Below are 22,379 nucleotides of genomic sequence, written 5' to 3'. Positions count from 1 at the left end.
AATAATAAAAATGCTATATACACCAATAAAATTCAGAAATATTGAGCTCAAAAACCGATGGGTAATGTCTCCAATGTGCATGTATTCATGTGAAAACGGGATGGCCAATGACTTTCATTTTGTACACTACGGAAGCAGGGCACAGGGAGGAACAGGTCTGATCGTGGTAGAAGCAACAGGCGTAGAACCCAAAGGGAGGATTACCAATCACTGCATGGGAATCTGGAATGATCAACAGGCTGAAAAACTACAACGAATTGCCAACTTCGTGCATGAAAATTCTGAAAGTAAAATAGGCATTCAGTTAGCTCATGCAGGAAGAAAAGGATCTACCTGGAATAATAAACAGATTTCAGTAGAAGAAGGTTGGGAAACCGTTGCACCCAGTTCCATTCCATATCATCCTTCGGAAAGAATTCCGCATGCTTTGACTACCGGTGAGGTAAAAGAACAGGTTCAGAATTTTAAAGAAGCGGCCAAAAGAGCAGTTAAAGCAGGATTTGATGTCATTGAAATTCATGGAGCACATGGTTATCTGATTCACCAGTTTCTGTCACCGCTTTCCAATATCAGAACGGATGAGTACGGAGGAAGTTTTGAAAACAGAATCAGGTTTTTAATCGAAATCGTAGATGCCGTTAATGAAGTATTAAACGAAAATACCGCACTTTTTGTACGTATTTCCGGAACGGAATATGCCGAAAACGGATGGGATATCGAAAGCAGCGTGGCTCTGGCAAAAGTGCTTAAAGAGCATGGTGTTGATCTGGTAGATGTTTCCAGTGGTGGAAATATCCATGGAGCGAAGATTTCTGTTTTTGACGGGTATCAGGTTCCTTTTTCGTCTCAGGTAAAAAACGAAGCTTCTGTGAAAACAGGCGCCGTAGGTCTTATCACAGAGATTGATCAGGCGGAGAAAATTCTTCAAAACGGAGATGCAGATCTTATTTTTATTGCCAGAGAGATTTTAAGAAATCCCTATATCGCCGTTCAGGGATCGTTTGAAATGAATGAAGACTGCTTCTTCCCTCATCAATACACCAGAGCAAAGATTTCAACGTAATATCAAATCATCCCAACATTTCCGAAAAATGAATATTGATGACTTCATGCTGACTTGTCCCAGTAAAAGATTTCTGGGCGTAGAATGTCCCGGATGCGGTGCGCAGAGAGCTGTTGTTCTCGTATTTGAAGGGGAATTTTCAGAAGCGTTTCAGATGTATCCGGCAGTATATACCATATTGTTGTTTTTATTTATTCTTGGGATAAGTTTTATAGACAGGAAAAGAAAATATGGACCTGTACTGATGGCCCTGCTTATCATCAATCTTACGATCATTATAGGATCATATGTGTATAAACATGTTTTTTTACAGACCTGATAAAGAAACCTGTCGGTTATGATTTTTATAATAATATCCGATATTTGAAAGTCGTAGAATTACTACAATTTCTGAAACTCTTGCTCGAAAATTTTTCAGTTTAGAACATGAAGTCTATCTTTGTTTATATTAAACCTTATAGGGACAATATATAGTAAAGAATAAAATGTAAGAATATGGCAGGAAATTCAAGAGGAATCTTAAAATTCAATGGAGGTGAGGGACAAAAATTATTAAAGCTTAATTACAGTGTATCAAGAGCTACAGATGTTTCAGGACGTGTAGCCTCTGATCCGTCAAACGCACTGATTAAAGTAACCATCGAAGCAACAGAAAAATCTGATGTTTTGGAAAGCTTACTAAACAGCAAATACAAGCCTACAACAGGAGAAATCAATTTCAACAAATCTCACGAAGAAGGTACATTGATCACTTTAAAATGGGAAAACGGGTACGTTATCCAGCATGAAGTAGATTTTGATGCATTAGACAGCAATAATATGCTGATCAGCTTTGTAGTAAGTGCAGAAAGCATTAGTTACGGAAACTCATTCTATGAAGGACTTTGGCCAATGAGCTAGGTCTTTCATTCCAAGATATTAAAAGACTGTCCTTACAAGACGGTCTTTTTTTACCTGTTGGAAAGTCATTATCTGCCGGATTTTTATTCGTTTAAAATTCTTCAAAAAATTAAAAACCTAACAAATCACTACACAATATGTCAATCATGCCTGGGAATCAAGCGGGGACTTTCCGTCCGACGCAAAATGCAGACGGTATATCTGAAAATCATCATACAGGAATCAACCGATTGGTAAAACTCTCTCTTGTAATAGAGGGAAAGATGATCAAATATTACAAACACTTTAAACTTAAGCAAAGTACAAAACGCCATCATGAGTTTACGCTCACCTTGGCACATGATACCTTGGGAGAAAGGCAAACCCATTCATTGGAAGATGCTAATAAATTTCTTGGAAAACGTCTCACAGCCATTATTTCTTATAAAGATGTCGACAACAGTCCGGAAAGGACTTTTGTGGGAGTCATTACAGGTGTCGGATTCAGTCAGGAAAAAATGAGCCTGGGAAATATCGTACTCACCGGAAGCAGCCCCACCATCCTTCTTGACGGAGCTCCGCATATTCAGAGCTTTGGGGGAAATCAGCCCGTCAACATGGGAATTATTGCAGAAGAAGTCATCAAACAAGGAATAGATAAGAACCGTTTTGACGTAAGAGTTGATGCTAATAATTTTTCACAGATCATCTACAGCAGCCAGTATGATGAAACGCATTATAATTATCTGGCAAGAATGGCGGAAGCATACGGAGAACAGTTTTATTATGATGGCGAAGTAGTACATTTCGGAAAACTCCCTCCCCAGAACAAACCCATCATCTTAACCTACGGAAGCAGTGCCAATGATATCAAGGTTGAATTAAAAGCAGTGCATACCAGACCACAATTTTACGGTTACAACAGTCATAAAAATGAAAAACTAACTTCCGGATCAACACCCATCAAACATGTGGGGGATCTTGCGAAGACAGCTTACAGCCATAACGATTCTATTTATAAGACACCGGCATTACAGGTTGCTCCTATAAAAGCTTCTACTCATCTTGACGTAGAATATTCACAGAAAAGTGCTTCAGGAAGTGAAGCGGTAAATGTTTTTTCCGTTTCAGGAAATACAACCGTTCCTTTTCTGCACCCGGGTTGTGTCGTAGATATGCAGATGCGTAAACCGGATTCCAATGAGACTTCTTATTTTACCAGAATCATGATTACGGAGTCGGAACATGAAATTGATACCATAGGCCATTATCACGGAAGCTTTGTCGGAATTGCTGCAGATACAGGCTTCCTTCCCAGACCAGAATATACCGTTCCTAAAGCCGAGCCGCAGACGGCAACCGTAATTTCAAATACAGACCCTGAAAAGCAGGGAAGGATTCAGGTAAGATTTGACTGGCAAACTAATGATACCACTCATTTTATCAGGATGATGAGCCCCGATGCGGGGGTACAGACCAGATTACCCAAAACAGAGGATATGTGGCTATTCCTGAAGTAGGAGATCAGGTCATGGTAAACTTCGTGCACAGCCATCCCGACAGACCTTTTGTCATGGGAGGAATGTTCCATGGAGGAGTTGCTTTGGGAGGTGGCATCAATAACCATTTAAAATCGATACAAACCAGAAGCGGAATCAGGATTTTAATGAATGATGAAGAAGGAAGTGTGAAAATTCTTGACCCAAGCGGAAACGTATACTTCATGGATGGTAAAGGAAATATTGATATGAAGGCCCCGAAGAATTTTACATTGAATGCCGGAGAAAATATCAATATTACAGCCGGAAAAGAAATTTCAATCGGAGCCGGAAACAGTATTACGAGCAATGCTAATGATGATATTATTTCTGTAGCAGGACAGGATATTGTACAAACCGCTTCCGGTGATATCAGGGAATCTTCGGATACCAGAACCGAAATGGTAGAAAAAGAATTCAAAAGACAATCCGAAACCTCTCATGAAATTGCAGGAGAAATATCCATGTTCAGCGAGCTGGAAAATATGACCATGCAGAGCGGAAAAATCGTAGAATTCAACAGTGCTGAAAAATCAAAATTGTTCTAAAATGGCCATTAGAAAAACCGCAACCAATATCCGGGTCACCGTGAAAGACTCTTATCATTTAAATGTAGGAAAAAAGGTAGAAAAGATTGCCCAAAAGATAAATGTGGAAGCACAGCGGGAAAATCTTATTTTGTCCAGCAATAAAAAAATAATGTCTCATGGGAATAAATAAATTGAAAACTTTCATTCTTTTCATTGTATGCAGTTTCTCATTAATCACATGTCAAAATAAAAAAATGGAAGAAAAATATATATGGACAGGAACCTTGTCAGCACCCAATGAATACCCGATGCAGGCTTATTACGGAGAGCTGATCGCTGATGATTATCAGTTTCCGTTTTCTGATATCTGGGGAATTACAGGCGGAGGATGGGGAGAACCCGGAAAACATATGGGGGGCACAGATCATCCCGTCAAAGTTCCCCGTACCTTGGAATTTACCTGGTATTCTCTGGCAGAAAATAAATTTTATGCAGGACATTGGGAGTTGGACACCCAAAAAATTACCCGATTGTTTAATGAAGGATTCAGCCAGACCTATTTTGATTCCTTAAAAAAAGGAACATATGACACCTTTGTCATTGGCTTAGGACCAAAAGGGAAATTGATACTTTGGTTATATGGAGACGGACATCAGGTTGAGGTAGGACATTTTCAGGGCAAAGAAATACAAATTACACAAGCAGAAGCTTACGATAAATTTAAATATGTATTTGAACCCAACTACAGAGAAGATATCCTGAACGACCCTGGAATCGTAAAACCCATCGTTACTCAAAAGATAAAAGACGAAGGCTACCCGAACCCTGATTTATATGAAAATTTCAGAGAAAAATTAAACTGGAGACCCAAGCTTATCTTGCCTGCAGGAAGTACTCTTGAAAAAAGGAATTTTTATATGGCCAACGGTGAACGTGAAAGTACGCTGCAGGATCAGCCGGCTACTGCTTTACCGTATGCCAAAAGAGCTGTGCCGTATCTTTTCTATTTCGAATGGAAAAATAAAGACGGAAAACAGGAAAGCTCACAGATTGTATGTACAGGGAATTCACAATATATAAAAGAGGCCAATAAAGTATACAACGGAACTTTTCTTCCTCTGGATTTTGAAAAAACCGATATGTATAAAATATTTGGAGGATTAGATAAAGAAGCTTCTGCAGATATAGTTATTGATATAAGCAGTGGAAATACTGCAGAGATTTATATCGAGCAAAACGGTAAAAAATATCCGGTGACACAGACCGATAAATACGTAAAGCAAAACAAATAGAAACCTATGTCAAATGTAGTTTTTGGAAATTATACTCCCGAAAACATAGAAGATGATTCTATAGATGCTGTACTGGGAGTTTTCTTTGATGGAACGCTCAACAATAAAGCCAATACCAAAGAGCGGGAAAATAATACGGAAGTTTATAAAAAATACGGGATTAAAACCTGGTCCAAAAAGCTGATAAGCGAGAAAAAAGACACCAGTTATGATAATGGCTGGAGCAATGTTGCTCGTATGTCGGAAGCCTGCAATGCTGATTATGGAATTTATATCGAAGGAATAGGAACCGATGACCGTAAAGATGATGAAAATAGCGGCTTTGCTTTTGGGAGCGGAGACACAGGAATCCGTGGGAAAGTGAGAAAAGGCTGTGAAGAAACAGTCAAAAGATTAAAGGAAAAACTCGGCAATAAAAAGAAAGTTGCCGTCTTAACATTGGATGTCTTTGGATTCAGCAGAGGAGCGGCGGCAGCCCGTAACTTTGTATATGAAATTAATAAAAGAAAGTACGCCGCAAACAAGAAAACCTATACCAAAAGAAAAGTAAGCGTTACCTTTTACAGTGATGATGACGGAAAAGAAGTGCCTATTACCCAACTGCCGCCAAGAGGACATCTTGGATTAAAATTAATGGAGGCAGGTATTACCGTTGAGCGGATTGTCGTTCGCTTTTTGGGAATTTATGACACCGTTTCATCGTATCATCCCGGTGTTTCTGCAAAGCCCAACTTCAGCAATGATGTAGAAGAATTACACCTGGACGATATAACCTCGGCCAAAAAAATTGTACACTTTATTGCCACTGATGAGCACAGGGAGAACTTCGACCTTACCAATGTAGCCTACGATACAGATGCAAAAGGAAAAAAGCAGGTTCCTGTTTTCTATGGAGAAGAAAAAACATTTCCGGGCGTACATTCAGACATTGGAGGAAGTTACTTATCCGAAACAGAATGGGTAAGAGAAATAGAAACCGACTGGACGGATAAAAGAGATCTTAAACCTCTTGAAGACAGATTGGTTGCCGAAGGATGGTATAACAGAAATCAACTCTCCTACATTGGGGGTAATGCATATTTTGCATTAAAAGGAGTCAGAGATTTACTGCATACCTACAGCTATATTCCCCTCACATTTATGACAGAAAAAGCCAATACCGCTAAATGTGAGCAGATATCCATGACGAAGATAAAAAAGACCTATGATTTTTCTAAAGATACCCTTCTGGTTCGTGTTGAAAAAAAACTTAGGGGATATGTCTTTAAAAACGGAAAACCTTATGATTTTAAGTGGGTTGCTGATCTGGATAAAAAATATAACCATAATAAAACTAATCCTGATTATATAAGAGAGCTCGCAGAGCAGAAAGACCTCAGAGATTTAAGGAATAAATACCTCCACTGGTCTGCCGACCGGTATGCCATAGGAATGGACCCGAGGTCAGACAGGAAAAGAGTGGTGCATTAAAATATAATCAACACGTTGTGAAGCAGGATAATTATGCAGAAATTTAATATACATACCGTTCAGGAAAACGATACCCTAAAAAGCATTGCAGCCCTTTATGGAATAGATAAAGATGCGCTGAAGTTATTTCACAATAACCTTTGCAGTGTAAGAGATATGGTTCTGATTGAGCTGACCGGGCAGAAGGAGATTTTTATTCCCAGATCTTCAGCAGTTGATCAGGATAAAAAAGTACCGCTGGGTAGGGCTAACAGTCTGGTATTTAACCCTGCAAAAATATACAGGAAATACGGTGCCGTTGTCACTATTGAAAACGGAGATCATCTCAACGAGCTCAAATATGAAGTTTCAGTACGATGGATCAGAAGTGAAAGACGACAACATTATTTTGAAATAAACAGAATTTCCAAAATATATCTGAACGAAGAAGAAGTCAATGAAATAGCAGATATGTTGGCTTATCAGACCTCAAAAGTTTTATATCCTCTGCAGATCAGTACCGATGAGCACGGAAAATTTAAAACAGTTGAGAATCTTTCTGTCTTTAAAGAAAGATGGCCGGCCGTAAAAGAAGCAGTGTACAAGGAATTTGACGGTGAGACTGTTGATCGCTACTGCAGACAGATTGAAAAAGTACTGGATGCTCCTGAAACCCTTAATTTATATCTTAAAAATGATTATTTCATCAGAACATTATTTTATGGGATTTATCAAAGCTTTGGAGAGGATTTTAGCATAGAAGAAATACAAAGCTTCCCGGTCACAGATAATCCGATAGAACCAAAATATAAAATAAAACTGGAGCTTGACCCTCTCAAAGATGACCATAATCTCATCCGGATAGACGGAACCGGAAAATTACATGAGGAGAGATCTGCATCTGACTTTATGAACGGTGCTCCATTCTCTATGGTAATTGACGATGAGCCAGTAATGAACGATAATGGTGAATTCAGGGTGAGATATTACCTGGATGAGAAAACAATATTTCCCGAATCAATGTATCTCGAAAGCAGCATTCTTTTGAGGCAAGAAAAGAAGATTTCTGTTTCTATCGCCGCTCTTCCTGAATAAAAAAACAAAACAAATGAAAATTAAATTAAGACACAGACTGTCAGCATGGGCTTCTACTTTTTGCAGCCTGCATTTCAGTCAAAAAGGAGAAGATAAACCATGGCAGAAAAACATATTGTAGTACAGGGAGCAACGTGCAAGTGCCAGTTTGGGCAGGCACCCGATAAGCTCAAAGTACTTACTCACCAGAAAGAATATGCAAATGATAAAGATGCTTCCAAAAAACTCATCGTGACCACGAAAGAAATTGGAGGCGCTACATTTGAAAAAAATACATTTGGTAACTGTACAAAGCATGGTGGCCCACCGCCACCTTGTAAAATCATGGTTACCGAATGGCAGAACTTTTATGATAAAGTCCAGCTAAGTAACGGAGGCTTTATCATTGTAGAAGACAGCAAAGCAGTTTGTGCGGTTGCCGGAAGCCCTTGCATCGAAATCATTGACCACGGACAAAGAGCAGAAGCCAGTCAGCAAAACTTTAAAAATGCCGATCCTGAAGTACAGCAGCAGATCAATCCTTTGGTGGATGCTGAGGAAATGCGTAAAGATGAGAAAAATGATGAAGATCCATCACACGATTTTTAAACAATGATTGTATGGCAAACAAAGGAATAAAAAAATAGATATTGCTCCAAGAGCTGACAATGCAAAAGTGGTAGTCAGCAGCGGAGATATGATTGGAGTAGAACCCGGAAAACCCATCCGTTTCAGCGTTTCAGAATGGTATCCCGGAACTCCCGATGCAGACAAGAAAAAAGAAGTGGTATGGATCAGGCAGAAATCTTCAAGGAAAACAATCATCGAGCAGCTGAGAAGACCGGCAGGCTATGTATTTGAATATAAATTTACCAAAAAAGAATGCGGAATTCTTTCTTATTATGTTGAAGCCAGCTTAGGAGGAAAACCCGATACCGTCAACAAAGTAGGAAAATATATTTTCGGATTCTGTCCGCCGAGAATTGTAGATTCCAAATGGAGTACAACCGAAGGCGGAAAAGACGTACGAAAAGAATATTATTTCAGTTACGGGCATATCATCTATCTGTATCTGGGTACAGAAGGCCTTAATGGAAGGAAGGATCTTACCATAGAAATTTACAGGAGAATACGATATGGAGGAGGAGCAAAAGACGATCTCCTGTTGAGAACGTTAACGGATGTAGAAGTCAATGACGGTGAAATTAATGTTAAAATCCAGAATACTTCCCAATGGAAAGGGATGATCAAAGATATCAAAGATGTCGAAGAACTCTATGTAAAAGTAAAAGATTCCAAAGGAAAATACATTGTGGATGATAATAATGATGACATTCACGCCCGGTTTTTAAGGATTAAAAATCAGCTGGTGGCCCAGGCTCCCAAGCAACCTCAAAATGTAGTGCCTACCAAGGTTTACATGCCCGATAAAAATGTTGAACGTTACGAACCCTGTAAGTTTGAAATGATCAATATCACCGACATTGGTTTTGATAAAAAAGGAGAAGTAAAAACACCCATTACCGTGTTTGATAACGGGAAAGGAGTGAAAAATACAGCAGCTAAAGAAACCATCCATGCTACCATTTTTTACGAATTCAATTCTGCAATTATAGAAGGAGACGGGGAAACAAAACTCAATAATATCCTTCGCTTTTTGCTGGAACATCAGCATTCTACGATTACGGTAGACGGTTACGCCTGTGTGATCGGTAAAATGGAATACAACAAAACCCTATCCCAGAAAAGATCCGACATTGTCAAGAAGTTCTTCACAGACGGAGGTGTGGATGCCAAACGAATCAAATCGTTGGGAAAAGGTGAAGTAAACCCTACCGATGATAAAAAAGGAGGCGATAATATCAAGCATAAAGACGAAAAGGAATATAAAAACAACCGTAGGGTAGATATCTATTTTGATTATTTCCCCCACGATGCCAATACCATTATCTATCATACCATTGGGCCCACTTCTTCGACCAAAAGAAATGTTACGATTGAAGTGACGGATCTTGATACCAAAGCTTGTTTCAGGAATAAAGCACTCCACGCCAAAGAAGTTCGGTTGCTGGATATAGGTCAGGTAATCGATGCAGGTGATAAAGAAAGAAAATTTACTTCTCCATCCTTTGACTATCTGGTGTATTCCGATTTATCCAGATTCAATGCACTTCCACTGCAGTATATCTGGCCGGAGTGGACAACCCCAAACAAAATTCATCTCCATGCCCATAGTTGCAGGTTTTACAGCAACACATCAAAGACGACCGTTTTAATGAATGTGTTTCCCGATATCAAATGGGATTTTCATTTCTTTTTAAACTTGAGCAATGACTTGAGTGTTAAATGGCAGAATCTCCCTCCGAAAAAACATCAGGAAATGCAAAGCAAAGCTGGAAAAATCGGAAATGAAAAAAGAGGTAAAAATACGGCGGTAGATTTTGGAGTGACTATGGAAGCCAATTGGGACAAAGTAGCCAATGATAAGTACAATGGTCATTTTGATGCCACTTTCAAGTTTGAAGATAAAATCAAGTGGTTCTATAAAGTCTTCAGTTCTTTAAAAGAGTTTTCAAAAGGAGTGACAGATCAGACCAAAGGAAAAATCAGAAAGAACAGCTTTACCAGTAAACTTCCCTTAGCCATAGAAATGAAACCTCCTAATTTCTGTTTCGGGGGAGAATGGCAGCTGGAAAGAGGCCAGAAAAACCGAAAACCGTTGCCAACAATCGGAACGGCCATGGAAATGTATTTTAAAGCAGAGCCATTGATCGGTATTGACATTACGGTAGACCTTCTCGATATGCTGATACAGGCCGGAGTAGGCGTGGTAAGTGGAGGAACGGCTAATGTAGCAGCCAAACAGGTCTTGAACGAGGTAAGAGCATGGCTGGCTGATGACGACCATCCCGTTACTTTAAACATGTATATGGATTTAAAAGTAAAAGGAACCATTTCAGGAGAAACCAAACTGAACTTTAATACCAATTCAGATGCAGGCGGAGGAAACGGAAAGCTGACGACCAAAATTGTAATTGAACTGGACGCAGGTATTGAAGTAAAAGCTAAATTCGTAGTCATTATTGCGGAAGCCTATGCGGAAGGAAAACTGAAAGCTACCGGCAAAGCATCTGCTACTTTCGGACAGAGTTTAACGTATGATCAGAAAAGCAGTACACAAAAAACCTTATATTACAGGCCGGAAGTGAAATTTGACGGACTCGTTGCAACCGTAGTGGTAAAAGCCAGCGTCGGATTGTACATTAAAAAAGGTTTTTTAGAAACAGACCGAAAAATGGAACTCGTTGATTTTGATAAAACCTACCAGATACTTCCTGAGTTTGATGTGATTCAAAAACTGGAAAAATTTACAGGAATATCTGCACAAATACCATTCATTCAACAAGGATAATATGAAAAATATACTACTGATAAGTACTTTGCTATTGTTTAATTGCTGTAGCTCCCAATCAAAAACGGAGTTGTCAGATCTGAAGCCCGGAGCGAATCATGAGGCTGTCCTTAAAAATGCTACGAGACAAACTGATCTTGAACAAACGACGGGATATCCTTATTATAATACCTATAAAGTAGACCAATATCAGTATGGAGGCATCCAATTTGTAGTGGATTATCCCAAAGAAAAAAAGTTTCTCAAAAGCGAGATCGGATTTCTGGTCAACAATCAGAAAGATAATCTGCTTCAGGGTTACTTTATTGTAACTAAAAATTTTAAAGAAAGTGAATCATTGGTGGCAGCCTTGAAGAAAAAATACGGTGAGCCGGAAGTGATTTCAACAGCGACAGACGCATGGCCATATTCCGGATATTACTGGAAAAAGACCAAAGACGGTTTTGATATTTTATTGGAACAGGTGAAAAGTAAAGTTACCACGGATCAGAAAGAAGCAATAGGTTTCGAGACCAGCCTGTATTTTGTGAAATCGGGAATACATTACGGGAATATGGAAGACAGAGAAACTGTTTTACAAAGTTTTATAACCACTCATGAAAAATAATACTATGAAAAATTTGAAATATGTGCTCATATCAGCCATGTGCTTAGGACTCTCATCATGTGGTCAGCAGGGAAAAAACGGAGCACCTCAGACCGAGGTTAAAAATAATACCCAGACCGGGCCTTTTAATCTGGCATCTATTTCCATAGGACAAAATATCAACGATATTCTGAAATCCGGAGGAATAACGACAAAAGATACCGTTTATACGGATGAGGTTACCTTAATAGGGAATGAAAGACTGGCGTTTTCAACAGAAAAAATTCTACACTTTAACGGAATAAGTTTAGACGGGAAAAATAATAAAAATACCAATAAAGTTCTTTTGCATTTTGGAAAAGTTGACCACGAAATAGGACCGCTTGCCAATGAAAAAGATGATGAGCTGGGTATGTATCAACTGGATATTTATACAGAAAATGAAAAAAAGGCTCTTTTTGAAAACTTAAACCAGACATTACAGAAACCAGAATTTAATACTGTACATGAAAGTTTTGACTCAGAAGTGAAAGACAATGAAGTCATCCCGACACCTAATAAGTTCAGACAGGAAGTAGCCATCTGGAAAAATAAAGACGTTATTTACTACTACTGTGAAACCCGGATTGACAACAAGCCTGAAGAATACCGATGCAACCTGTTTGTTTTCAAAAATAAAGAATGGAAAGATCTTCTTAATGGATCCGGATATCCGGACCTGGATAAAATTTCTTTAAGCTAACCCCAAACAATCTCTTAACTTAAGATACACCTTATAAAACCGCTATGCAGCAGCCTTATTATGTCATTGATTTTAGTGCATCCGCATGTATGCTGGAGATCCGAGTGAATGACTATCCTGTGATTCATATGAATATCACCCACCAGGTTTCCACCATAATTCCTGTCAATTATGCCATTCTTGAGAGTGGAGAACAGACACTGACGGCCTCTATTCTTCCCATAGCAGGAAAAACAGAGCTTGATAAAGAAGCCGAATTGAAATTGAATATAAAACTGTTTGATGTAGCCAACAACTTTGTCTTTGACAGTCAGTTTGGTGATTATCAGTCAAAACCGGTTGAAGATCAGAAATTACCGGTTCTCAGACACAATAGCACTTTTAAAGCGGAAGTTCCTTACCAGTTAAAGGCATGGCAGCATGGCAGGAACCTTAAAGACCTTAAAGATGTCAGAGAAAAGCTGGAAGCGGCCTACAATAAATTGATCAGACAGATTCAGACCGGAAGATATGATGAGTATAAGAAGATGATTTCTGCCAGAGAAGAAAATATGGCAAAGTCCATGTATCTTTCAGCCGGTGAATCAGAAGGAAGATTTAAAGAACTGCTGCAGGAATTCAATGCCGGAATGGAGGTACAACCTTTACCACAGGATGCTGTCATGATATTCTACGCGGAAAATAAAGCAGCCGTTTTAAAAAGATTAAACGGAGACTCAGCCCTATATCTGGTAGATCCGAAAACCAAAGAAGAGCTGATGCTGGATATTTCATTTTATATTCCGGAAGGAAAACAAGAATTTGAAATTATATAAATTTTAAAATAAAACGTATTTTTAAGCGCAGAGTCTGTTGCGTTGCAAACAAAGACAAGGTGACTTACCGGATAAACACATGAGAAACAACAAAAAAATATCATTACTTGTTATCGGAATCGCAGTATTCTGCTTTCTCTATTTTATCCTGTGGTTGATCTTTAAAGAAAAGATGCCGTTTCATAATTATCTTTCAGACTTTTATACCCATTATGACAGCTATGCAGAGCGGATATTTATTTTTCTTCCCTTATTCTTTTTTGTCATCGTTGCATTGCTTATCCTGAAACCTACATCTGCCAAACGGTTTTTGAAATTGCAGTCCTCTCTTCCTACTTCAAAAATTCAATCATTAGCCAAAGGATTGGTAGAGGTGGAGGGCAGTCTGGTGATGAATACTCCTTTGTCTTCACCCGTAAACAATGAAACCTGTATCGGATATTATTACACGATTGAAGATATTGACAGGGATTCACACGGTGACGAAAGGTATACGACCATTCACCGGGAAACGAAATGCAACCCTTTCAGGATAAAGGACAGCACAGGAATGATCGATGTAGAACCCGAAGGAATTGAGCTGGTCCTTCTGAGCGAAACCAACATCAGCAGCAATAATAGCAAAAGATATACGGAAACCCTTTTAAAGGACGGGCAGAAAATGCTTTTGGTAGGCTACGCGGATAGCAGAAACGGAGTGCCGTTTATCAGAAGAGATGACCATCATAAAATATTGGGAATAACCTCAGCATCAGGCATTGATGTCTGGAACAAATACCAGCCCCTGCTCAGATCGTTTCTGTTCACATGTTCCGTTATCCTTTTAATCATAACCTATATACTCATACAATCATGAATCAAACCGTTGCAATCATCATACTTATCCTGCTGGGAGTCGCCATTATCAGCTTTTTGATCAGCCTGTACAATAAATTGGTAATGCTGAAATTCAATGTTGAGAAAGCCTACGGCAACATTGATGTCATTGTAAAACAAAGAGCAGATGAAATCCCAAATCTGGTGAATGTTGCCAAACATTTCATGAATTATGAAGAAAATCTTCTTACCCGTCTTACAGAGCTTAGAACATCCTATAGCACGACTACAGATGCTGATAAAAAAACAGAAATAGCCAATGAAACCTCAAAGGCTTTAACTTCATTCTTTGCCGTTTCAGAAAACTATCCGGAGCTGAAATCCAATAATAATTTCCTGGAACTCCAGACAAGGGTTTCTGAGCTTGAAAATAAAATTGCCGACAGAAGAGAATTCTTCAACGACAGCGTCAATCTTTATAATATAGGCATCCATGAGTTTCCCAATGTATTGTTAGCTGGGATGATGGGGTATAATGACAGGACTTTACTGGAAATAGCAACCGAAGAAAAACACTATGACGGTGTCCGGTTTTAATATCTTCACCAGGCTTGCGGGCGAATTTCAGGACTCTCCGGAGATGATCATCTTTGGAGCATTTTTTCTGCCTTTAGTCTTGCTTATTCCGGTTACCGTGGCAGGATGGGTATTCCGTAAACTTAAATTCAATATGTATATCGTTCATGTACTATTGTATACCCTGCTTTTCACCTTTATCCTGGGAGTTGTTACCATATTTGTTCTCTTCCTGGTTACTGATAAGAATATCATCAAGCTGATGTATTGCTGGCTGACTATTTTTACCGGAATGTTCTTTTTCAGTTTGATCAATGCCAATACCATTACCAAAATGTTTTCTGATTGGTCTAAAATTATTAAAGAAAAAGAGAAGAAATAAATTGAAAATTGAAAATGAAATGTTGAAAGTGTAAAGTTGAAAATGCTGAATCTTTACATAAAAAAGCTGGCCCCCGAAGCAGGGACCAGCTTTTTTTATCTGATGAATGGTCTTGAATTATTTAACTAAGAACTGCAAGGTAGCTCCATCCAGTTTTAAGATATAAACGCCCTGACCAAGATTTTGGGTTCTTATTGAATTTCCGTTCTTAAAAGGCTGATCAATCGTTTGCATTACTTTTCCCTGCAAATTATAGATTTCCGCTTTTTTCACCTTCTGAATATCTCCTTTTACCGTTATTTCCTGGTTTGTAACAGGATTGGGAGAGATTTTAAAGTCCGAAGCCTGTGTTTCCGGGACAGTAGCTTGAGCTAGCCTGGCAGTTCCTCCTGAATAACAGGTCCATGTAAGATCATCAATTGCCACCCTGTTGCTTGTTGAAGTATTAACCAGACTTACCGTTACATTTCCGGAGACATTGATATTGTTGATGGTTGTAGTCGTTGCTGAAGTACCGTAAGGAATGGTTCCTACTGTAGTTCCGTTTACTTTCACGTCAAAACTTCCATTGGTTCCTGAAAACTTGAGCTGTGTGGTTACTGTTAGAGAACCAATACCATTTGCTGAGCTTCCGGAAGTTAAAGATCCGTTTCTTACAGTAATTGCTTTGGCATTGATCGTCTGATCTGTTCTTGCATCAGTAGCTGTCCACGAAATTCCGTTATTTGTCCATGTTCTGGTGGAGTAGGAAGAAGTGCTGCCTGTCGGTATTGATTCAAAGCTCTCACTGGCACAACTTGTAGAAGGATTAGTTGCTCCTGCATTGGTTGTTCCGGAAACAGTTGAACTGTTTGCAGAAGAATTTCCGGCCGCATCTTTAGCAACCACATAAAAATTATAAGTAGTGGAAGGATTCAGTCCTGAAACTGTGGCAGAGGTGGTATTTGAAGTAGTTTTCAAATTTCCGTCCATATAAATGGCATATGAAGTGACCCCTATATTATCTGTCGAAGCATTCCAGGTAAGGGAAATACTGTTGGATGTTTTTCCGTTTACAATTAAGCCGGTAGCTGCCGTCGGCGCTTGGGTATCACCTGTTGGCTGCTGAGAACCCCAAATCTGATTGACATAAGAAGGATTGTCAATAAACGGATTTCTATTTCCCTGATAGGTATAAGAAGCATTATTTCTTTTAATTTCCGCCTGAGAAACAGGATCCTGATTATGCCATGCCAGAAGGGTATTCAGCTCCCATGTTTGTAATCCCGGATATGCTGAGCTTCCCAACATATTTCCCGAAGCAAAAGAAGATAGTTTGCTCTCGTAACGGGTTACAAAATAAAAAATCATACGGGCTACATCTCCTTTAAACTCATCAATCGGCTCAAATACAGTCCCCGAATATCCCGAAGAGGAAGAGCTTCCAAGCTTAGATCCGTTTTTAGAAGTAAATGAGGCACTTCCTACCTTTCCGTACGGATAATTGCTTCTCATTCCGTTTACTTTTCCGTCAGTTGCTCTGATAAAGTGAATATCTGCAACCATAGGAGATGCCTGATTAAATAAACTTTGAGGAATCACGTGTTCCCGGTTATAGCAATTGCCTTCCGTAGAATAAGTTCCGCACTGATTTGATCCTGGCGTGTAGTTGTACGGATCTGCACCTGTCGGTTTTTCGGAATAGATATCCAGAATACTTCCGTCATTTTCATAGTCCTTGTCAATATCCGTAGTTTTATATGCAGTCCATAATCCGTTATATCCTTTGTCCTGATGTCCATTCGAAATAATAGAACTTAAAGCCGTTTTTAATGCTGCACCATTCAATCCGTTAGCTGCATTGTAGTATCCTGCAGGCGCCTGAGCATGCGCAAGTCCCGCAAAGACAGAGAATAAGATAATTTTTTTCATATTAATATAATTTCAAAACAAGAATACTACATTTTTATGAATAAAAAATGACATTATCATTAATTTTAAAATACATAACATAAACAACAGGTAAAAATATTAATGAAAATGATTCCTTTACCTATCAGCCATGATATAAAAAATGCCGGTGCAATATTGCACCGGCATTCTTATAATAATAGATTAAAATCCTATTTTCTTTGTGGCGGATAATTTTTCATAATCTCAGCCATGATTTCAGGAATCTGTCTCTGTTTTGATTTTGGTGAATCTACAGAAATTCCGCTTCCGATACCCTGCCAAACCAGTTTATTGGTTTTTGAGTCGATGAGATCAACGATTAAAGCCCCTTCATTATAATTGCTGGTCCATGTTCTGTTCATCCCGACTCCCCATCCGAATGGGCCACCCCATCCCCACATTCCGTAAGGAGAAGTGGTATTGATATCTGTAATTTTCTTATGATTCGCTTTTACGTTGACAATAAGATCAGGGTTTTCTCCGGACTGAAGTCCTTTGCTTTGCAATTGTCTTGATAGCTCATTCAAAACTCTGTCTTTATCAATATCATTCAATTTTAAATCATCGATTCTTATTTTATATGTTTTATAAGAATTGAAATTGGCAGTTTCAGCATAATCTGAACGTACCTGAAAAGGGCTGCATGAAGTTAATCCTAATGTAGCTGCTGCCAACAAAATAAAAATATATTTTTTCATTTTATTTATTTTTTTTATCATTTTTAATGAATGTATCCGTCTTTTTGTCGTACCCGTAAGGACAGTGCCTGCAACCGCTTTTACAGCAGTATCCTCTTTTCAGATGGAATTTTTCTGTAAAAACCTTGTATCCCTGTTCATTATAGTAAAAGTCTTCACCTTCTTTGATGTCATAATGAGCCATAAGTTAAACCTAGTCAAAAACTTTTTATATTTGTTACTATGATAATTGTATGCCAAAAGCCATTAAAAAGATTAAAAATTAACGGCATTGCTCTCTTTCCCTTTATCTTTATTAGGAAACCCGAAGATAAGGAAAATAATGTATTGATCAATCACGAGAAAATCCATTTACGGCAACAATTGGAAATGCTCATTATTTTCTTCTACATTTTCTATGTCATTGAATATTATTACTGGCTTTTTAAGCTCAAAGACGGATATCTGGCCTACAAAAGAATATCCTTTGAAAGAGAAGCCTATGCAAAAGAACACGACTTGCATTATCTGAAAAGCAGAAAATTCTGGAGCTTCCGTAAATATATCTGAAATAATGCGGATGAATATCTGAAGTCAACAGAAAATAGGCTTGGCTACCCCAATAGAAATGGGCTTTATCCCAGTTAAAATTAAAAAAACATTCCATCTGGCTTCAGCCAAAGTCTAAACTGAATACACCTATAACACAATATTTTTCACAAATTTCACAATTCTATAGCACTATTCTATCAGCATCATCGTCTGTGGAAATCGGCATCATTTATGAGAAGAAAATACTCTTATCACAATATTTCCAACCAATAAATCTTTTGCTAATTTTGCAATAATTAACATGAGCAGCAAAAAATGCTATTAAAACTCCCTACAGAAACAATTCCGATCCAGGAAATACCTGTTGAAAAAAATATAAAACTCTTTATCAAAAGGGAAGACCTGATTCATCCACAGATTTCAGGAAATAAGTACTGGAAATTGTTTTATAATGTGAATCATTATCTGGAAAAAAAACCTCAGAATCCTTATATTATTACTTTTGGTGGAGCATTTTCCAATCATATTTCAGCGGTTTCTGCGGTTGGAAATTCAGCAGGGATTCCAACATTAGGAATCATAAGGGGAGAAGAGCTGCAACATAAATGGCGTGACAATCCTACTTTGCTTTTTGCGAAAAGAAATGGGATGAATATGAAATTTGTCACCCGCGAAGAATACCGCCACAAAGAAAAACTCACAGAATTCCTTCAACAGGAGTTTCCTGACGCACTGATCGTTCCTGAAGGTGGTACCAATGAAGAAGCTGTACAAGGGGTGAAGATGATGCTCAATGAGCAAACAAAAGATTTTGACTATCTTTGCACCGCAGTAGGAACTGGAGGAACTATTGCCGGAATTTCAAAATTTTGTGAAGACAATCAGAAAGTTATAGGCTGTAAGGTCGTTGATGATGCTTCACTGGAAAATAAAATATTTGAATTAACTTTGAAACGGAACTTTAATCTAATAGATTCAGGTTTTGGAGGTTATGGTAAAATAAATGATGAAAATGTCCGTTTTATCAATGATTTCAAAGAGAAATATGATATTCCTTTAGAACCGATGTATACAGGAAAAATGATGCAGAAGATTTTTGAGATGATTGAAGACAGTTATTTTCCTGAAAACAGCAGGATTTTATGCTTTCATACTGGTGGCTTGCAGGGGATTGAGGGAGCTAATCTGCTTTTAGAAAAACAGAATAGAAATTTAATTATATAAGTAAAATTGAAAAACATGAAAAGACTTTTCCTATCCATAAGCCTTTTAGTTTTATCAAAATTTTCTGCCCAAAACTGGGCAACCGAAGATCAGTACATTCAGAAGTTTGCTAAATATGCCGTAGAAGAAATGGAAAAATATAAAATTCCGGCTTCTATCACATTAGCACAGGGACTTTTGGAAACCGGCGGCGGACAAAGCCGTCTGGCGTTGGAAGGTAAAAACCACTTCGGTATAAAATGTAAAGAAGACTGGACCGGTAAAACAATGAAACATACAGATGATGCACCGAACGAATGCTTCCGTGTGTATGAAGATCCAAGACAGTCGTACGAAGATCATTCTGTATTTCTATCCACAAGAAAGTATTATGCAAACCTTTTCAAGCTGGATATGAAGGATTACAGAGCCTGGGCATATGGATTGAAAAAAGCAGGCTATGCAACCAATCCCCGTTATGCATCTATCCTTATCACCAAGATTGAAAAGTATAAATTATACGAATACGACAATACCAATTCTACAGAAGTATTGTATGCTGTTCTTAAAATGTATCCGGACCTGAAAGACGACAGATCTTTTATGGCACAGCTTGAACCTTCAAAATATGCTAAAAAAGCTAAAGAACCGGTTACCGTAGAAGTACCTTATAAACAGACTTCTTACGCACAGCAACAAAAGAGAGTAGAGAGAATCAAAACCAAGGCGGAGATTCTCAACTCAATTCTTATCAAAAGTCACCCGAACGACGGGCTAAAATATATCGTAATTCCTGAAGATACCAATGTACAGTTTATTGCCAACAAATTTAAAGTCAGCGAAGGCAGACTGAAAAAATGGAATGAACTGGAAAATGACGCGCTCAAGAAAAATGATATTGTTTTCCTGGAGTCTAAAAATTCATCAGGAAATACCGCTACCTACAAAGCCGAATCAGGCGAGGATATGCATGATATCGCTCAGAAATTCGGAATCAAATTACATAAATTATATGCTAAAAACAGAATGGATGAAGGACAACAGCCATCTGCAGGGCAGCTGATTTATCTGATTGATAAAAAACCAAGAAATTAATTTTTTGTTGAGAGTTTATTGTTGACAGTTATATGCCAATCAAGAACTGTCAACCAGCAACTAAGTATATATGAAATATCAAAGAAGTTCGGCTTTATTTGATGAAGCCTACAAATACATTCCGGGAGGCGTTAACTCACCGGTGAGAGCATTCAAATCTGTGGGAGGAGTTCCCGTTTTCATGAAATCAGCAAAAGGTGCTTACCTTACTGATGCAGATGACAACACCTATATCGATTATATCAATTCATGGGGACCTGCGATTTTAGGTCATACCCATCCTGAAGTGTTGGAAGATTTGAAGCTACAGGCCGAAAAAGGATTTTCTTTCGGTGCTCCTACAGAACTTGAAACCGAGATTGCAAAATTCATCATCGAAAACGTTCCGAATATCGATCAGATCAGAATGGTTTCTTCAGGAACAGAAGCCTGTATGAGCGCGATCAGACTGGCAAGAGGATATACAGGAAGAGATAAAATTGTGAAATTTGAAGGGTGCTATCACGGACATTCAGATTCATTCCTGATTAAAGCGGGAAGTGGAGCTGCAACTTTTGGTAATCCCAATTCTCCGGGAGTGACAGCAGGTACGGCTAAGGATACTTTACTGGCTCGTTACAACGATTTTGAACAGGTAGAAGATTTGTTCCGTCATAATGCAGGAGAGATTGCCGCAGTTATTATTGAGCCGGTGGCAGGAAATATGGGATGTGTTTTACCGGAAAATAATTTCCTTCAGAACCTGAGAAGAATCTGTGATGAAAATGGTGCTTTATTGATTTTCGATGAGGTAATGACAGGCTTTAGACTCGCTTTCGGAGGTGCACAGGAACTTTTCAACGTAAAAGCTGATCTTGTAACGTACGGAAAAGTTATCGGTGGAGGACTGCCGGTAGGAGCTTTTGCGGGAAGAAATGAAATCATGGACCATCTGGCTCCCAAAGGAGGAGTATATCAGGCAGGAACATTAAGTGGAAATCCTTTAGCGATGAGAGCAGGATTGAAAACCCTTCAGTTGATCAAAAATGATCCTGAATTTTTCAACAGATTAGCCAAGACAACAGAAACGCTGGATTTTGAAATCGGGAAGATTTTAAATGAAAAAGGGATTGCCCATAAGATCAACAGAAAAGGCTCTATGATGTCTGTATTCTTCCATACCAACAGAGTATCTAACTTTGATGAAGCACAGGAAGCCAATCATTCATTATTCAATAATTTCTTCCACCAGATGCTGACGAACGGAATATATCTTCCGCCAAGTGGTTATGAAACATATTTCATCAGTGATGCGATCAAAGAGAAGGAAATTGATATGACACTGGAAGCAGTGAGGAAATTTGAATATTCAAATAAATAAAAACAAGAGACCGGTTGAAAAGCCGGTCTCTTGTTTTTAGGGTAATGCCTTAAATTACGCGAAACCATAGCACAGAAGACACATCCAGCGTCCTTCCTTATTGGCTTCATCAGCATCAAATATATAAAGGCCTTTACTTTGGATATGTTCTCTTTGGCTCAAGGCATCTCCTCCGGAAGCGTCAGTAATGTATATGATAGCTCCATCCTGCTCTTTTCCATATAATGTATTGCCTTTCTCCGTAAGTTCTGCCCGGGTTAATCTCGGAGGTAATAAACCAGCAATCGTTAAAACTTCTTTTTAGCACTGACATCAAGAGTTGCTTTAGGATTTTCAGTATTAATGCCGGTTTGTGCAAATAATACAGAAGCTGCACCCATCAAAATAAAACCAATAATTTTTTTCA

General features: G+C 38.5%; 22 protein-coding genes and 1 pseudogene. 20 read left to right on the top strand and 3 right to left on the bottom strand.

Features of this window, described 5'->3' with window-relative positions; translation table 11 throughout:
- Positions 1–10: 10 nt before the first annotated feature.
- The 16 genes and pseudogenes from namA (at position 11) to H3Z85_02060 (ending at position 15,154) form a co-directional block, all read left to right on the top strand.
- Positions 11–1,063, top strand: coding sequence for an NADPH dehydrogenase NamA (gene namA, locus H3Z85_02135; protein ID QPQ52325.1), 1,053 nt, complete (start codon positions 11–13; stop codon positions 1,061–1,063).
- A gap of 28 nt (positions 1,064–1,091) precedes the next feature.
- Positions 1,092–1,382: a DUF2752 domain-containing protein gene (locus H3Z85_02130; GenBank protein ID QPQ52324.1), complete on the top strand. Its 291-nt coding sequence runs from the start codon at positions 1,092–1,094 to the stop codon at positions 1,380–1,382.
- Between the two features lie 176 nt (positions 1,383–1,558).
- The gene (locus tag H3Z85_02125; GenBank protein ID QPQ52323.1) at positions 1,559–1,963 is read left to right on the top strand and encodes a hypothetical protein; all 405 of its coding nucleotides are present in this window, start codon (positions 1,559–1,561) and stop codon (positions 1,961–1,963) included.
- Positions 1,964–2,100: 137 nt separating this feature from the next.
- Positions 2,101–4,028, top strand: a pseudogene (locus H3Z85_02120) (Vgr family protein).
- 1 nt (position 4,029) lies between these two features.
- Positions 4,030–4,200 (top strand): hypothetical protein, encoded by a 171-nt coding sequence (locus H3Z85_02115; GenBank protein QPQ52322.1) that lies wholly within the window; start codon positions 4,030–4,032, stop codon positions 4,198–4,200.
- Positions 4,187–5,302 carry a DUF2931 family protein gene (locus H3Z85_02110; GenBank protein ID QPQ52321.1) on the top strand — a complete coding sequence of 372 codons (1,116 nt, stop codon included), beginning with the start codon at positions 4,187–4,189 and terminating at the stop codon, positions 5,300–5,302. Before H3Z85_02115 ends, H3Z85_02110 begins: the two co-directional genes overlap by 14 nt.
- 6 nt (positions 5,303–5,308) lie before the next feature.
- On the top strand, positions 5,309–6,772 hold the full coding sequence (locus tag H3Z85_02105) for a DUF2235 domain-containing protein (protein QPQ52320.1): 1,464 nt from the start codon (positions 5,309–5,311) through the stop codon (positions 6,770–6,772).
- A gap of 33 nt (positions 6,773–6,805) precedes the next feature.
- Positions 6,806–7,846, top strand: coding sequence for a LysM peptidoglycan-binding domain-containing protein (locus H3Z85_02100; GenBank protein QPQ52319.1), 1,041 nt, complete (start codon positions 6,806–6,808; stop codon positions 7,844–7,846).
- Positions 7,847–7,945: 99 nt separating this feature from the next.
- Positions 7,946–8,434: a DUF4280 domain-containing protein gene (locus tag H3Z85_02095; protein QPQ52318.1), complete on the top strand. Its 489-nt coding sequence runs from the start codon at positions 7,946–7,948 to the stop codon at positions 8,432–8,434.
- Positions 8,435–8,441: 7 nt separating this feature from the next.
- Positions 8,442–11,237: an OmpA family protein gene (locus tag H3Z85_02090; GenBank protein ID QPQ52317.1), complete on the top strand. Its 2,796-nt coding sequence runs from the start codon at positions 8,442–8,444 to the stop codon at positions 11,235–11,237.
- A 1-nt stretch (position 11,238) separates the two neighbouring features.
- Complete coding sequence (locus tag H3Z85_02085; GenBank protein QPQ52316.1) at positions 11,239–11,844, top strand: hypothetical protein; 606 nt, start codon at positions 11,239–11,241, stop codon at positions 11,842–11,844.
- Positions 11,845–11,848: 4 nt separating this feature from the next.
- Positions 11,849–12,565 (top strand): hypothetical protein, encoded by a 717-nt coding sequence (locus H3Z85_02080; GenBank protein ID QPQ52315.1) that lies wholly within the window; start codon positions 11,849–11,851, stop codon positions 12,563–12,565.
- 44 nt (positions 12,566–12,609) lie between these two features.
- On the top strand, positions 12,610–13,380 hold the full coding sequence (locus tag H3Z85_02075; GenBank protein ID QPQ52314.1) for a hypothetical protein: 771 nt from the start codon (positions 12,610–12,612) through the stop codon (positions 13,378–13,380).
- A gap of 79 nt (positions 13,381–13,459) precedes the next feature.
- The gene (locus H3Z85_02070; protein QPQ52313.1) at positions 13,460–14,236 is read left to right on the top strand and encodes a hypothetical protein; all 777 of its coding nucleotides are present in this window, start codon (positions 13,460–13,462) and stop codon (positions 14,234–14,236) included.
- Complete coding sequence (locus H3Z85_02065; GenBank protein QPQ52312.1) at positions 14,233–14,793, top strand: LemA family protein; 561 nt, start codon at positions 14,233–14,235, stop codon at positions 14,791–14,793. The genes H3Z85_02070 and H3Z85_02065 overlap by 4 nt, the downstream gene beginning before the upstream one ends.
- Positions 14,780–15,154 carry a hypothetical protein gene (locus H3Z85_02060; GenBank protein QPQ52311.1) on the top strand — a complete coding sequence of 125 codons (375 nt, stop codon included), beginning with the start codon at positions 14,780–14,782 and terminating at the stop codon, positions 15,152–15,154. The genes H3Z85_02065 and H3Z85_02060 overlap by 14 nt, the downstream gene beginning before the upstream one ends.
- A 117-nt stretch (positions 15,155–15,271) precedes the next feature.
- On the opposite strand, the gene H3Z85_02055 is transcribed toward H3Z85_02060, so the two are convergent.
- From H3Z85_02055 to H3Z85_02045, 3 genes are all read right to left on the bottom strand, one after another.
- On the bottom strand, positions 15,272–17,065 hold the full coding sequence (locus H3Z85_02055; GenBank protein QPQ52310.1) for an endonuclease: 1,794 nt from the start codon (positions 17,063–17,065) through the stop codon (positions 15,272–15,274).
- A gap of 191 nt (positions 17,066–17,256) precedes the next feature.
- Entirely contained in the window at positions 17,257–17,784 is a 528-nt protein-coding gene (locus H3Z85_02050) for a DUF4136 domain-containing protein (protein QPQ52309.1), read from the bottom strand.
- Between the two features lies 1 nt (position 17,785).
- Positions 17,786–17,968 carry a hypothetical protein gene (locus H3Z85_02045; protein QPQ52308.1) on the bottom strand — a complete coding sequence of 61 codons (183 nt, stop codon included), beginning with the start codon at positions 17,966–17,968 and terminating at the stop codon, positions 17,786–17,788.
- Between the two features lie 38 nt (positions 17,969–18,006).
- Here H3Z85_02045 and H3Z85_02040 point away from each other — a divergent pair, with 38 nt between their 5' ends.
- The 4 genes from H3Z85_02040 to hemL all read left to right on the top strand — a co-directional run bounded on the left by H3Z85_02040 (position 18,007) and on the right by hemL (position 21,973).
- A complete protein-coding gene (locus H3Z85_02040; protein ID QPQ52307.1) occupies positions 18,007–18,333 on the top strand; it encodes a hypothetical protein in 327 nt (108 codons plus the stop codon).
- A gap of 297 nt (positions 18,334–18,630) precedes the next feature.
- Entirely contained in the window at positions 18,631–19,539 is a 909-nt protein-coding gene (locus H3Z85_02035) for a pyridoxal-phosphate dependent enzyme (GenBank protein QPQ52306.1), read from the top strand.
- Between the two features lie 15 nt (positions 19,540–19,554).
- Positions 19,555–20,613: a glucosaminidase domain-containing protein gene (locus H3Z85_02030; protein ID QPQ52305.1), complete on the top strand. Its 1,059-nt coding sequence runs from the start codon at positions 19,555–19,557 to the stop codon at positions 20,611–20,613.
- Between the two features lie 70 nt (positions 20,614–20,683).
- Positions 20,684–21,973 carry a glutamate-1-semialdehyde 2,1-aminomutase gene (gene hemL, locus H3Z85_02025; protein ID QPQ52304.1) on the top strand — a complete coding sequence of 430 codons (1,290 nt, stop codon included), beginning with the start codon at positions 20,684–20,686 and terminating at the stop codon, positions 21,971–21,973.
- Positions 21,974–22,379: the final 406 nt, after the last annotated feature.

Source organism: Chryseobacterium indologenes, assembly GCA_016025055.1.
Taxonomy (GTDB): Bacteria; Bacteroidota; Bacteroidia; order Flavobacteriales; family Weeksellaceae; genus Chryseobacterium; species Chryseobacterium indologenes.
This window is presented reverse-complemented; position numbering and strand designations above follow the sequence as displayed.

Coding starts and splice junctions, on each gene's coding strand:
- namA (QPQ52325.1), top strand. CDS start 11: ATGCTATATACACCAATAAAATTCAGAAATATTGAGCTCAAAAACCGA.
- H3Z85_02055 (QPQ52310.1), bottom strand. CDS start 17,065: ATGAAAAAAATTATCTTATTCTCTGTCTTTGCGGGACTTGCGCATGCT.
- H3Z85_02045 (QPQ52308.1), bottom strand. CDS start 17,968: ATGGCTCATTATGACATCAAAGAAGGTGAAGACTTTTACTATAATGAA.
- H3Z85_02075 (QPQ52314.1), top strand. CDS start 12,610: ATGCAGCAGCCTTATTATGTCATTGATTTTAGTGCATCCGCATGTATG.
- H3Z85_02085 (QPQ52316.1), top strand. CDS start 11,239: ATGAAAAATATACTACTGATAAGTACTTTGCTATTGTTTAATTGCTGT.
- H3Z85_02130 (QPQ52324.1), top strand. CDS start 1,092: ATGAATATTGATGACTTCATGCTGACTTGTCCCAGTAAAAGATTTCTG.
- H3Z85_02070 (QPQ52313.1), top strand. CDS start 13,460: ATGAGAAACAACAAAAAAATATCATTACTTGTTATCGGAATCGCAGTA.
- H3Z85_02095 (QPQ52318.1), top strand. CDS start 7,946: ATGGCAGAAAAACATATTGTAGTACAGGGAGCAACGTGCAAGTGCCAG.
- H3Z85_02080 (QPQ52315.1), top strand. CDS start 11,849: ATGAAAAATTTGAAATATGTGCTCATATCAGCCATGTGCTTAGGACTC.
- H3Z85_02050 (QPQ52309.1), bottom strand. CDS start 17,784: ATGAAAAAATATATTTTTATTTTGTTGGCAGCAGCTACATTAGGATTA.
- H3Z85_02030 (QPQ52305.1), top strand. CDS start 19,555: ATGAAAAGACTTTTCCTATCCATAAGCCTTTTAGTTTTATCAAAATTT.
- hemL (QPQ52304.1), top strand. CDS start 20,684: ATGAAATATCAAAGAAGTTCGGCTTTATTTGATGAAGCCTACAAATAC.
- H3Z85_02115 (QPQ52322.1), top strand. CDS start 4,030: ATGGCCATTAGAAAAACCGCAACCAATATCCGGGTCACCGTGAAAGAC.
- H3Z85_02125 (QPQ52323.1), top strand. CDS start 1,559: ATGGCAGGAAATTCAAGAGGAATCTTAAAATTCAATGGAGGTGAGGGA.
- H3Z85_02100 (QPQ52319.1), top strand. CDS start 6,806: ATGCAGAAATTTAATATACATACCGTTCAGGAAAACGATACCCTAAAA.
- H3Z85_02105 (QPQ52320.1), top strand. CDS start 5,309: ATGTCAAATGTAGTTTTTGGAAATTATACTCCCGAAAACATAGAAGAT.
- H3Z85_02035 (QPQ52306.1), top strand. CDS start 18,631: ATGCTATTAAAACTCCCTACAGAAACAATTCCGATCCAGGAAATACCT.
- H3Z85_02110 (QPQ52321.1), top strand. CDS start 4,187: ATGGGAATAAATAAATTGAAAACTTTCATTCTTTTCATTGTATGCAGT.
- H3Z85_02065 (QPQ52312.1), top strand. CDS start 14,233: ATGAATCAAACCGTTGCAATCATCATACTTATCCTGCTGGGAGTCGCC.
- H3Z85_02040 (QPQ52307.1), top strand. CDS start 18,007: ATGATAATTGTATGCCAAAAGCCATTAAAAAGATTAAAAATTAACGGC.